Source organism: Serratia sp. B501 (genome assembly GCF_051172315.1).
Classification (GTDB): domain Bacteria; phylum Pseudomonadota; class Gammaproteobacteria; order Enterobacterales; family Enterobacteriaceae; genus Serratia; species Serratia ureilytica.
Genome location: NZ_JBPIZB010000009.1, coordinates 24,536 through 37,749, shown reverse-complemented (window position 1 = coordinate 37,749; position 13,214 = coordinate 24,536). Strand labels below are relative to the sequence as shown.

Annotated in this window: 7 protein-coding genes; 2 read left to right on the top strand and 5 right to left on the bottom strand. The window is 61.8% G+C overall.

The genetic code is table 11. The features are described from left to right. Positions 1-85: 85 nt before the first annotated feature. The 3 genes from ACSBQV_RS21525 to ACSBQV_RS21515 form a co-directional block, all read right to left on the bottom strand. Entirely contained in the window at positions 86-3,190 is a 3,105-nt protein-coding gene (locus tag ACSBQV_RS21525; protein ID WP_434991531.1) for an autotransporter outer membrane beta-barrel domain-containing protein, read from the bottom strand. Positions 3,191-3,308: 118 nt separating this feature from the next. Continuing rightward, positions 3,309-6,332: an autotransporter serine protease gene (locus ACSBQV_RS21520; protein WP_099802983.1), complete on the bottom strand. Its 3,024-nt coding sequence runs from the start codon at positions 6,330-6,332 to the stop codon at positions 3,309-3,311. A gap of 480 nt (positions 6,333-6,812) precedes the next feature. Further along, positions 6,813-7,451 carry a TetR/AcrR family transcriptional regulator gene (locus ACSBQV_RS21515; RefSeq protein ID WP_033645365.1) on the bottom strand — a complete coding sequence of 213 codons (639 nt, stop codon included), beginning with the start codon at positions 7,449-7,451 and terminating at the stop codon, positions 6,813-6,815. 263 nt (positions 7,452-7,714) lie between these two features. Between ACSBQV_RS21515 and ACSBQV_RS21510 the strand changes: the two genes are divergently transcribed. Next, positions 7,715-8,932, top strand: a complete 1,218-nt coding sequence (locus ACSBQV_RS21510; RefSeq protein WP_099784581.1) for a Tm-1-like ATP-binding domain-containing protein — start codon at positions 7,715-7,717, stop codon at positions 8,930-8,932. Between the two features lie 90 nt (positions 8,933-9,022). On the opposite strand, the gene spy is transcribed toward ACSBQV_RS21510, so the two are convergent. After that, on the bottom strand, positions 9,023-9,514 hold the full coding sequence (gene spy / locus ACSBQV_RS21505; protein ID WP_033645367.1) for an ATP-independent periplasmic protein-refolding chaperone Spy: 492 nt from the start codon (positions 9,512-9,514) through the stop codon (positions 9,023-9,025). 542 nt (positions 9,515-10,056) lie between these two features. Between spy and pdeR the strand changes: the two genes are divergently transcribed. Then, positions 10,057-12,051, top strand: coding sequence for a cyclic di-GMP phosphodiesterase (gene pdeR / locus ACSBQV_RS21500; RefSeq protein ID WP_033645368.1), 1,995 nt, complete (start codon positions 10,057-10,059; stop codon positions 12,049-12,051). A 16-nt stretch (positions 12,052-12,067) separates the two neighbouring features. Here the strand turns inward: pdeR and ACSBQV_RS21495 are convergent, their stop codons facing one another. Next, on the bottom strand, positions 12,068-12,934 hold the full coding sequence (locus ACSBQV_RS21495; RefSeq protein ID WP_033652699.1) for a crotonase/enoyl-CoA hydratase family protein: 867 nt from the start codon (positions 12,932-12,934) through the stop codon (positions 12,068-12,070). Positions 12,935-13,214: the final 280 nt, after the last annotated feature.

Genomic DNA, 13,214 nt, shown 5'->3' with positions numbered 1-13,214 from the left:
GCCATCATACGTTCTCCCCCCACCGCCGCAAATAAAAACGGAGCCGGCATGCCGGCTCCGTTGTCGTTGTAATGACCGCTGAACGTCAGAAGCGCCAGGTGAAGCCGGCGTTGACGCTATTATCCTGATGGTGCTGCGACAGCAGCCCGCCGTAGCCCAGCGACAGCGAGGCGTTTTCGTTCACCGCCACTTCCGCCCCCGCCTTCAGCACCATGCCGTCACGCGATACCGGCACGCTGTCCACCACGAACGGCGCGTTGCCGCCGTTGAACCGCAGTCCGGTGCCACGCGCCAGCCCGCCGTACTGGTGTTGCCACCCCAGCTCGCTGCGCAGCGCCACCGTCGTGCCCGGGGTCACCTGCCACGCGGTGTCCGCGCGCAGCCCCAGCGTCGACACCGTCGCGTCGGTGTGCTGCTTGTCGCCGCGCAGCGCCGCCGCGCCGCCGCTTTCCGCGATGCCGTTGTTTTCGAAGTTCACGTACGCCAGGTTGACGAACGGCTCCAGGTTCAGCCACTCGCCCTGCACGCTGTAGCCCGCTTCCGCGAACAGCTGTTCGGTGCGCGCACTGTACTTCGCCGTGTCACGGTCCGCCTGCATCCCGTAGTTCACCGACCGTTTGGTGTCGATGCGGTGCCAGGTGTAGCCCGCCCCGCCACGCAGCGCCAGCGCCCCGAACTGCTTGTCGCCGTACGCCGCCAGGTGGTAGTTGTCGCTGTCCGCCTTCGACCCGTAGCCGCCGTGCAGCGAGGTGCGGGTGTAGCCGGTCGCTACCCCCAGCCGCCAGTCGGCCGCCGCCGCCGAGTCCAGCCCCACCAGTACCCCGTAGGTCGAGGCCTGATAACCCGTGGCGTTGGCGTCGCCCGACGCGTGGTCCCACGCCCCCAGCAGCTGCGCCCAGGCGCCGTCCTCGTCCGCCTTGATGGCCGACGAGCTCGCCAGCCCTTCCGCCTGACGCAGCCGCCCGTTCAGCGCCTCACGCAGGTAGCGGCTGTCGTTCACCAGCGCCGACGCGATATCCGCATGGATTTGCCCCGACAGCTGACGAAACGCCTGCCGCGCCTCGCCCGCCGTGCCGCTGTTGAGAACGCTTTCGTACACCGGGTTGCCCGCCGCCAGCGCATCCGCCGCCGCCGCCACCGCCCGCTCGTTCGGCGTCTGCGCCACGCTGGCGAAGCTTGTGCCGTTGCGCCCGACGCTCAGCGTCACTCCGGCCGGCTGGTAGCTCAGCCCGGTGCCGAGGAACAGGTAGTTCGGCGCCACCGAGTCAAACTGCCCGCTCACCCCCTGCTGCGCGCTCAGGATGGTGTACTGCTGGCCCAGCAGGCTGCGCACCTCGCTTTGCGTCAGCAGGTTGGCGCTGTTCTCCAGCGTCACCGCCACCTCGCCGCCGCCGATCGTCGCCGATCCGCTGCTCTGGATCCGATCGCTCTGGCCGTTCGGCCCCACTTCCACCGCGTAGCGCGAGCCCGGCTCGAAGCTGACGTTGCCCGCCACGTTCAAGGTGCCGATCGAGTTGCCCGGCGCCACGGTGCCGCCGCGGCGGGCGATCAGCGAACCGACCGTGCCGCTGCCGCCGACGATGCCGCCGCTCTGCACGCTGACGTCCGAGGTGACCGAGCCGTTGATCGCCAGCCGCCCCTGATTGACCAGCGTCGGGCCGGAATAGGTGTTGGCGCCGGTCATGACCAGCGTGCCCATCCCTTCCTTGGTCAGGCCGCCGTGGCCGGAGATGTTATTGGAGTAAACGTCCAACTCACAGCTGATATCGTCACACTTCCTGGCATGCAACGTACCGGCATCCACCTCGGCGCCCAGTCCCGGAATATTGACGACAAACTGGGTCGGGCCGTAGGCCACGCCCGTCGGATCCGGGATGCGGAACTCTGCGGGAATATCCTCGACGGTATAGAACATGCCCGGGCCGTTGATGGCCTTGCCCAGGTTGATCATCCCCCAGCCGTAGAGCGCGTCGATGCCCGGCGCGCCCATGTCGGTGGCGGTGGTTTTCAGCACGTCGGCAATCTGCGCCGAGTTCATGTACGGGAAGCGCTGCAGCAACACCGCCACTGCGCCGGTGACGTGCGGGGTCGCCATCGAGGTGCCGTTTTTATTGCCGTAGTCCGACACCAGATTGGCCGGATCGGAACCGTTGGCCACGGTGCTGTAGATTTTGCTGCCCGGCGACGAGACGCAGAAGCTGGCGGTATAGCCGCAGCGGGACGAGAAGCTGCTGATGGTGTAAGGCACGCTGTTGGCCGATGCCGCATCCTGCGCCACGCTGGCGACCGACAGCCAGTTCGGTGCGATGTCCGGCACGAAGTAGGCCAGCCCGCTGATCACATCCGGTTGGTTGTAATTGCCGTCGTTACCGGCGGCGAACAGCACCAGAATATTTTTGCGCGCCGCGTCGATGGCGCCCTGATAGCCTGCGCCGGCCAGGCTACCGAGCAGCGGCTTGACCTGATCGAATTGCTCCTGCGCATCCTTCAGCTCGAAGTGCAGCGCGTTAGGATCGCGGCCGCCGTCGGACAGGAAATCGGGAATGCTGACGCCCCAGCTGTTGTTGATCACCCGCACGCCGCTCTTGATCATCGCCTGCCAGCCGGCATTGGTGACGGCGCCGTCCAGGCCGAGGAATTCGCCGTACGCCGGGCCATCGTTGTCGTTATCGACGCTGATCACCTGCGAATCGAAGGCCACGCCGTGCATGCCGACGCCGTCGCGATTCGCCGCGCTGATCCCCGCAACATGCACCCCGTGATTGCTCAGCATGCCCTGCGAACCGCTGTAGAAGTGGAAGGTGCCGTCGAAGTAAAAGCGATCGCCGGCGTTAATTCCCGGCCGGTGCGGATCGGTATAGGCGCGGTAGCCCTCGGTGACGACGTTGATCAGTTTGCCGTCGCCGGCGAATTCGGGATGGCGGTTAACCGGAGTGTCGAAAATGCCCACCTTTTGCCCTTTGCCGGTGTAGCCGGCGGCGTAGGCCTCATCGGCGTGGATCGCCCCCAACCCCCAGTTGGCGTTGAATTCAGCGCTGCGCCAGCTGGCCGGATCGCCGGGTTGGCCATTCACCTCGTGCGGCGCCGCCTGCGCATACCCTGCCAGCGCCATGCAGCAGACCAGCGCGTTCAGCCGCCACGGCGAGCGACGAACGTTTCCTTTGCTATCAAAACCCATTGTTGTTGTCATTTCCTTACCTTTTGCTTGTTATTGGCCGACGCCCCAGGTGCGCCGGGTTCTCATTAGCAGGATGTGAAAAAGGAACCGCCCGCAGGCGGTTCCCGTACAAGGATTGAGTCGATGTTGCTTAGAAGCGCCAGGTGAAGCCGGCGTTGACGCTATTATCCTGATGGTGCTGCGACAGCAGCCCGCCGTAGCCCAGCGACAGCGAGGCGTTTTCGTTCACCGCCACTTCCGCCCCCGCCTTCAGCACCATGCCGTCACGCGACACCGGCACGCTGTCCACCACGAACGGCGCGTTGCCGCCGTTGAACCGCAGCCCGGTGCCACGCTCCAGCCCGCCGTACTGGTGTTGCCACCCCAGCTCACTGCGCAGCGCCACCGTCGTGCCCGGGGTCACCTGCCACGCGGTGTCCGCACGCAGCCCCAGCGTCGACACCGTCGCATCCGTGTGCTGCTTGTCGCCGCGCAGCGCCGCTGCGCCGCCGCTTTCCGCGATGCCGTTGTTTTCGAAGTTCACGTACGCCAGGTTGACGAACGGCTCCAGGTTCAGCCACTCGCCCTGCACGCTGTAGCCCGCTTCCGCGAACAGCTGTTCGGTGCGCGCACTGTACTTCGCCGTGTCACGGTCCGACTGCATCCCGTAGTTCACCGACCGTTTGGTGTCGATGCGGTGCCAGGTGTAGCCCGCCCCGCCACGCAGCGCCAGCGCCCCGAACTGCTTGTCGCCGTACGCCGCCAGGTGGTAGTTGTCGCTGTCCGCCTTCGACCCGTAGCCGCCGTGCAGCGAGGTGCGGGTGTAGCCGGTCGCTACCCCCAGCCGCCAGTCGGCCGCCGCCGCCGAGTCCAGCCCCACCAGTACCCCGTAGGTCGAGGCCTGATAACCCGTGGCGTTGGCGTCGCCCGACGCGTGGTCCCACGCCCCCAGCAGCTGCGCCCAGGCGCCGTCCTCGTCCGCCTTGATGGCCGACGAGCTCGCCAGCCCTTCCGCCTGACGCAGCCGCCCGTTCAGCGCCTCACGCAGGTAGCGGCTGTCGTTCACCAGCGCCGACGCGATATCCGCATGGATTTGCCCCGACAGCTGACGGAACGCCTGCCGCGCCTCGCCCGCCGTGCCGCTGTTGAGAACGCTTTCGTACACCGGGTTGCCCGCCGCCAGCGCATCCGCCGCCGCCGCCACCGCCCGCTCGTTCGGCGTCTGCGCCACGCTGGCGAAGCTCGTGCCGTTGCGCCCGACGCTCAGCGTCACCCCGGCCGGCTGGTAGCTCAGCCCGGTGCCGAGGAACAGGTAGTTCGGCGCCACCGCGTCAAACTGCCCGCTCACCCCCTGCTGCGCGCTCAGGATGGTGTACTGCTGGCCCAGCAGGCTGCGCACCTCGCTTTGCGTCAGCAGGTTGGCGCTGTTCTCCAGCGTCACCGCCACCTCGCCGCCGCCGATCGTCGCCGATCCGCTGCTCTGGATCCGATCGCTCTGGCCGTTCGGCCCCACTTCCACCGCGTAGCGCGAGCCCGGCTCGAAGCTGACGTTGCCCGCCACGTTCAAAGTGCCGATCGAGTTGCCCGGCGCCACGGTGCCGCCGCGGCGGGCGATCAGCGAACCGACGGTGCCGCTGCCGCCGACGATGCCGCCGCTCTGCACGCTGACGGCCGAGGTGACCGAGCCGTTGATCGCCAGCCGCCCCTGATTGACCAGCGTCGGGCCGGCATAGGTGTTGTTACCGGTCAGCACCAACGTGCCGATGCCCTGTTTGGTCAGGCCGCCGTGGCCGGAGATATCGTTGCTCCAGACGTCCAGCCCGCACAACACATCGCTGCAGACGCGCTCGGTCGGTTTGCCCTTGTCCAGCACCGCGCCGACGCCCGGCAGATCCACCACGAACTGGGTCGGGCCGTAGGCCACGCCCGCCGGATCCGGAATACGGAACTCCGCCGGAATATCCTCGGCGGTCACCAACATGCCTGGCCCGTTGATAGCCTTGCCCAGGTTGATCATCCCCCAGCCGTAGAGCGCGTCGATGCCCGGCGCGCCCATGTCGGTGGCGGTGGTTTTCAGCACTTCCGCCACCTGCGCGCCGCTCAGATACGGGAAACGCTCCATCAGCACCGCAACGCTGCCGGCCACGTGCGGCGCCGCCATCGAGGTGCCGCTGTATTTGGCGTAGCCGGTCGTCAGATTCTCCACGCTGGTGCCTTCAATCACCGAGCTGTATACCCGGGTGCCCGGCGCCGAAACGCAGAAGCTGGCGGTGTAGCCGCAGCGGGAAGAGAAGGTGCTGATGCTGTAGTCGCCGCTATTAGAGGGGTCCTGCAAGCTGGCGACCGACAGCCAGTTCGGTGCAATCTCCGGCACGAAATAGGCCAGGCCGGCCATGGCGTCCGGGTTGTTGAGGTTGTAATCGTTACCGGCAGCGAAGATGGTGACCACGCCGCTGCGCGCCGCGTCGATCGCGCCCTGATAGGCGCCGCCGGGCTTGGTGCCGAGGATCTGTTTGATCTGATCGAACTGCTTTTGCGCATCGTCGACGGTGAAATGAGGGTAAGCGGGATTCTTGCCCCCCTTGGCGAATTTATCGGTAATGCCGATACCCCAGCTGTTGTTGATGATGCGCGCGCCGCTGGCCACCAGCGCATCCCAACCGGCCTGGTACACCGCGCCGTCGTTGCCGAGGATGATGCCGTCCTCCGGGCCGGGATCGCCGTTTTCGGCGCTGATGATCTGCGCATTGAACGCCACGCCGTGCATGGCGCCGCCGTCGCGGCTGCCGGCGGCGATGCCGCCCACGTGGGTACCGTGCGAACCGAGCGTGCCATCGGAATCCACGCTCGGCGTACCGTCATAGCGGAAAGTGTCGCCTTTTTTCACCGGAATATAGGGATCGGTGTATTCGCGGATGCCTTCGGTAACCAGATTGATCACCTTATTCTCACCGGCAAACTCCGGGTGCTTGGCGTAGACCGGCTGATCGAAAATGCCAAGTTTGATGCCTTTTCCGGTATAACCGGCGGCGTAGGCCTGGTCGGCGTGGATCGCCCCCAGCCCCCATTCCGCGTTGAACTCACTGCTGCGCCAGCTGGCCGGATCGCCCGCTTTGCCGTTCTCTATATAGCTGGAGGCCTGCGCGCCGCCGATCGCCGTCAGGCAGATCAGCATCGCGCTCCATTGTGCGCGATGAACGCCGATTTCAGGCCAGCCGAAGGCCGCCCGAGCGGATTTAACTCCTCTAAGTTTCTTCTCCATCCCAGATACCGTCCGTTGTTGTTTGCAAATGTTTTATAAGATTTTTTGTGTAACAGTTTGGTAACACCAAATAAATAAAGCACAACAATCTCAAGTGCGCTTAATGTGTCACTCGGCAGTTCGGTGGGCGGAGAGAACGTTTCAGGGATGAATCAGACGGGGGACGATAAGGAAAGAGAATGATCTCGCTCAGCGCTGAGGCAGTATTTATTCGCAGAGGATAATTAAATTAATACAATGATAAATAATGACATTTAATTAAAAGGCAACCAAAGAAAGCGTCGCCTGAAAAGTGCTTAACAGGCGCTTTTTATCACTTTTAATTATAACTTTTGCCAATATTTACTCAGTGAATTATGCTGGTTTTTCACTCAGACAGCGGCAAAAATTGGATTATCCTGCTGATGTTTTTTTGCTGTTCATCGCATCCTCTTCCGCCTGACGCAGGATGGCTTTGGCCATCCATTGCGTGACATCCTGGATACCCTCAAGCTCCAGCCCCCAGATATCTTTCAGCACCAGGAACACCTCAGAACCGTAAATCAGCGAGAAAGCATGAATCACTCTCTGTAAAGAATCTGGCGGCAGTTTACCCTGCAACGGCTCTACCGCCAGCGCCAGCAGCCGCTTGCGGTTGCCGCGCACGAACTTTTCGCCCGGCGTGGCGTGCGCCCACTGCTGCAAAGAGAGCTGCAATGCAGCGCGCAGCGCCCCTTCGTGTCGCTCCATCTGAGGATAGGCCAACGTCAGCAACTGCTGGATGCGCTTCAGGGCATCATCGTCCTGCGGGCGCCACGCCAGAATAGGCCCCAGACTTTCCGCCACCACCGCAGTAATTAATGCGCTTTGGGTCGGGAAATAGCGGTAGGCGGTCGCGCGCGATACCTGCGCATGCGCCGCCAGATCGGTGATCGATGGAAACGCGCCCTCGCCATACAGCGTCATTGCGCTGGCCAGCAACAAACGATGTGTTTTCGCCCGGGCGGAGGTCAGAGAAAGGTCGGACGGGGTGGGAAAAGCATTTATCGGCACTTAAACCTCATACATCTGTACACGCTTGCGCGACAGGCGAGACGCCACTGCCGACAGGTTGACGACAAAGGGTTGGCCGCGCAAAAAGCTCAAAAATGAGACAGGAGTCCCATTTTGCACTGAGCTGCCCTTGCAAAAATGATACTGCCGTCTCATTATATAAATACATTAATCAATTTAATTTAAATGCCAACACCAGGGCACCCAAAAAAAAATAATATATTAATTTTTAAATAAAAATTAGAAACACCCCGGAAAAATCCATGAAAGATACTTCAAATTTTGTCTATATTGCTACCACAGCAGATACGAAAGGACAAGAGTTGGAGTATGTGCGGCGGCTGATTGCCAGCCTGAATTTACCCACGCGAACCGTCGATCTCTCCACCCGAAGCTTGCCGTTTGACTCCCCGGCCGATATCGGCCCAGAAGAGGTCGCTCGCCACCATCCGGCGGGCGCAGGCGCGGTCTTTCTAGCCAGCCGCGGCCAGGCAATCGCCGCCATGGCGACCGCTTTCGAACGTTTTATCCTGACGCGCCGCGATATCGCCGGCCTGCTTGGCCTGGGCGGCTCCGGCGGCACCGCCATCATCACGCCGGCAATGCAGCAGTTGCCGATTGGCCTGCCGAAATTGATGGTCTCGAGCATGGCGGCGGGAGACGTTTCCGCCTATGTCGGCGCCAGTGATATCAGCATGTTGTATTCGGTCACCGATCTCGCTGGCCTGAACCGTATCTCGCGCCGGGTGCTGGGCAATGCGGCGCGCCAGATAGCCGGTGCAGTCCGCTTCGCCGCCGTCGATCATCACGACGACAAGCCCGCAATCGGCCTGACGATGTTTGGCGTCACCACCCCCTGCATTCAGGCGCTGGTTGCCGACCTTGCACCGCAATGGGACTGCCTGACGTTTCACGCGACCGGCAGCGGTGGCAGAGCGCTGGAAAAACTGATCGATAGCCGGCAACTGCACGGCGCCATCGATTTGACCACCACCGAAGTGACCGATTACCTGTTTGGCGGTGTGCTACCCTGCAATGCAGATCGTTTCGGTGCTATCGCGCGTACCGGCATCCCGTGCATACTCTCCTGCGGCGCGATCGACATGATCAACTTCGGCGCGCTGAATACGGTGCCGGCTCGCTACGCGAACCGCCTGCGCCATCATCACAATCCGCAAGTGACGCTGGTACGCACCAGCCCGCGGGAAAATGCGCTAATCGGACATTGGATTGGCGAGAAAATCAACGCCTGCGCGGGCGAAGTGCGCTTCGTGATCCCGGCGGGCGGCGTGTCGGCGCTGGATGCCCCTGGGCAACCGTTCTGGGATCCCGCAGCGCTGGCCGCCTTTACGCAAACGCTGGAGGAGACGGTGCACGCCACCCATAAGCGCCGGTTAATAAAAACGCCTTACCATATTAACGATCCGCACTTTGCACAGGCCGTTGCCGAACAGTTCCGACATATTGCCGGTGGGGAATGATAATCACTCGCTGCCGGGCCTGCCGGTGATAACGCCGAAAAAAAAGCCAGACAAATAGTCTGGCCCTTTTTTATTTACCGCGAGCGTATATTACTGACCGGAGGACATCTGCTCCTTCATTTTATTCATATGGTCCATCATCTTTTGCTCACGTTTCTGATAATTCTCATTGTATTGTTTTTTCTGCTCAGGGGTCAGCAGGTTATACATTTTATTTTCCGCCTTGGCGCGTTCCAGCATGCGTTCGGATTGCGCTTTGCCGATCGCGTCAATTTGCGCCTTCGCCTTCGCTTCATCGAAGCTGTCGGAAGCGACCAGATTATGCAGCGCCTGGCGTTCCTCTTTCATGCCCGGACCGCGTTTCGAGTGCGACTCTTTCATGATATCGCGCATTTGCTGGCGCTGCTGCTCGGTCAGGTTCAGCCCGGCGAACGGGCCGCCTTTACCTTCACCCTTGTGATGCATCATTTTCATCGGCGCCGCATCCGCAGCCGGGGCCGCCGTCGTATCAGCGGCGAATGCCGCAGAAGCAGAACCCAGAGCCAGCGTGGAAGCAATAAATAAAGCCGTCAATTTACGCATAATCATTTCCTTAAAAATTTTTCTTCATCAGGAGCGCTGTACGTTAACAGGCTCATTCGTTCGTCGAAGATAATAATAGGCTGATAAAATTCAAGTAATGCGAGGGTGTGTAAACTTTTTAAAACCCGTCACGGGTTTATTCACCAATTATGAGAAAACTATGAAGAAGGCGTTTATTTGATGGAAATTTTAATTTCCCGGCAAAAATCTCCCCGACAGGGTTATTTTTCAGCCGCCCTCTCACCGCTATAATTTACTCGCCCACAAGACAACCTTGCATCAACCGTTTTTCGTTAGCGGGGAGGCCGGTACAAACTTCGCACGACCCGATGTTCTCCTCCTACACTTTAAGGCAACCGGTCGCCGGGCGGCGCGTACACCGCAAAACTAATCATTGCTTATAGAATAGTTTCCATTACCCGCCCCGCCTGTGAAAACCTGTTATATGATGCACAGACGCGCACGGCGACCACTTTCGGGCCCACAGGCCGCCAGCGGTTCTTCGTGCTGACCGGCCGCCCGTGCTCTTTTGAGGAATCATCATGTCCGCAGACCAAGGCCCTGAGCTTCTTAACGCCCACTTCGGCACCCAGAGCCCCCACTGGCGGCTGGCGTTTGACAGCAATGCCCTGGAGCTGTCCGCCGTTAAGGGCAAAGCCCACGTCGCGGTGGCGCTGAGCGCCATGGACGCGGCGAAAATTCGCCGTTTGACCGGCGTGACCGCCAGCCTTGAACTCACCATCACGCTGGCCGGCGAACCGCTGCATCTGCATCTGGTCGGGCGCCGCGTCAATAACCTCGAATGGGCGGGCACCGCGTCCGCGTTCAGCGATACCCAATCCGTGGCGCGCGATCTGGTGCATGGGCTCTCCTTCGCCGAGCAGGTGGTGTCCGAAGCCAACTCGGTGATCGTGATCGTCGACCAGCACGGCCGCATCCAGCGCTTCAATCGGCTGAGCGAGGAGTACACCGGGCTGCACGAACACGAGGTGATCGGCAAGAACGTTTTCCAGCTGTTTATGAGCCCGGAAGAAGCCGCCGCCTCGCGGCGCAACATCGCCGGCTTCTTCCGCAACGGCTCTTCGTATGAGGTGGAACGCTGGGTAAAGACGGTCAAGGGCGAGCGGCTGTTCCTGTTTCGCAATAAGTTCGTGCACAGCGGCAGCGGCAAAAACGAGGTGTTTCTGATCTGCTCAGGAACCGACATCACCGAAGAGCGTCGCGCGCAGGAACGGCTGCGGGTGCTGGCCAACACCGATATCATCACCGGCCTGCCGAACCGTAACGCCATCCAGGACAAGATCAACCACGCCATCGCCACGCGCGGCGAAGAGAGTTTCGGCCTGGTGTACCTCGATCTCGACAACTTCAAAAAGGTCAACGACGCCTACGGCCATATGTTCGGCGATCGGCTGCTGGTTGAGGTCTCGCTGGCGATCCTCGGCTGCCTGAGCCCGGATCAGGTGCTCGCCCGCCTCGGCGGCGACGAATTTTTGGTGCTGGCGCCTCAGACCGATCGCGAACGTTTGCAAACGCTGGCGCAGCGCATCATCGATCGGCTGAAGACCCCTTTTCGCATCGGCCTGATCGAAGTGTATACCGGCTGTTCGATCGGCATCGCGCTGTGCCCGGAGCACGGCAACGATCTCGACAGCCTGATCCGCAGCGCCGATACCGCCATGTACGTCGCCAAGGAGCACGGCAAACGCACCTATACCGTCTTCTCGCCGGAGATGAACAAGCGCGTCGCCGAATACATGTGGCTGGACACCAACCTGCGTAAAGGGTTGGAGCAAAATCAGCTGGTATTGTATTACCAGCCTAAAATCGACGCGCGCAGCGGTGAAGTGCACAGCGTGGAAGCGCTGGTGCGCTGGGATTCGCCGGAGCGCGGCCTGATCCCGCCGCTGCAGTTCATCTCCTACGCCGAGGAGTCCGGCCTGATCGGCCCGCTGGGCCAATGGGTGTTGCAGACCGCCGCCTGCCAGGCGGCGCAGTGGCGAGAGCGGGGATTGAATCTGCGGGTGGCGGTCAATCTCTCCGCCCGGCAGCTGGCCGACGACGGCATCGTCAACGATCTGCTCGGGGTGCTGCGCCGTCACCGCATGGCCCCTTGTCTGCTGGACTTCGAGTTGACTGAAAGCAGCCTGATTGAAGACGAAAACCGCGCGCGCGTGCTGATCACCCGGCTACGCGAGCTGGGCGCGCAGGTGCATCTCGACGACTTCGGCACCGGCTATTCGTCGCTGGCGCAGCTGGCGCGCATTCCGCTGGACGCCATCAAGCTGGATAAAAGCTTCGTGCGCGGGGTGAATTTCAACCCGGTTTCGCAATCGCTGGTGCGCGCGATCGTCGCGGCGGCGGAGGCGCTGGCCTTCCGCGTGATCGCCGAAGGGGTGGAGACCGAGAGCGAAAATCAGTTCCTCGACGAGGTCGGCGTGGACGAAAAGCAGGGCTTTCTGTTTGCGCGGCCAATGCTCCCGGAACAGCTGGAGCATTGGCTGCAGTCCTATCGCCCGCGCTCACCTTCCGCGTGAGGCGGGCGCGTTAACGTTAGCCGGCACGACGCAGGTTCAGGGTGTGGCGATCCTGCAACATCACCAGCCGCTCGATGTAGGCGCGATCTTTTTCCTCAATGGTGAAGGCCGAGTGCACCCAATCCTCGGTAATGTCCATCAGCTCGGAACGCGTCAGCTGCAGCACGCGCTGACGCGCCCGCAACATGGCGCGCATGCCGTTGAGCTTCGGCCGGATGGTATCGATGAAAGTGCGCGTCGCCATGTAGGCGTCGCCGGGCTGGAACAGCTGATCCACCAGCCCACGGCTCTCGAACCACTCTGCGGTGTGCGACTCGCCGCCCCAAATCAGTTCTTCGGCCAAGCGCATGCCCGCCTTGCGCGCCACCAGCGAGTAACCGCCCATGCCGGGAAACAGGTTGAACGCAATCTCCGGGAACCCCATGCGCGCATTGTTCTGCGCCAACACGAAATGGTGCGCCAGCGCCGCTTCAAAGCCGCCGCCCAGCGCGCTGCCTTCGACCATCGCAATGCTGACCGCGCCGGTATCGAAACCGCGCGCCGCCGCATGCACGCAGTCGATGCAGGCACGCGCGTAGGCCATCATCGCCTCGCGTTTGCGGTTCTTGATGGCTTCGGCGAAGAACTGCAGATCGCCGCCGACGTTAAACATGTTCGGCACCAGCGAGCCGGTGACCCAGAAATCGAACCGCAGCGAAGACTCTTTCGCCGCCTGCGCCAGCGTCATGATGTCTTCGATCAGCGCCTGATTAAAGCAAGGACGCGGCGCAGCGCGCAGCAGCATCCACATGATATGCCTCTCCTCTTCATAGTAGGCGGAAAGCTGCGACAGATTGCCCGCTTCGGTAAACGGACGGCAGGTGGGGTGATTAAGCAATTTCATAAGACCTTCCAGTTTTTCTGTTGATGACGGGTGAGACCGTTCCAGCCCCTACGGCTGCAGCGGAACGGGCGCTCGGCAACGCGTGGCGCCACATCATGAGTAAACGCTTTCTCGCCGACGAAACAGATAAAAATTGGAGGTAGGGAAGTGAAAAAAACCGAGGCGCGGCGGGGTTTTCATAGGAATTTTACCTATCGACCGCCTCCTGGCATTTCATGCCGGGCGCTAACGCGTTAAGCTCGGAAAATGACCGTTTGCCGCCCCGGCGCTCAAAACGCCG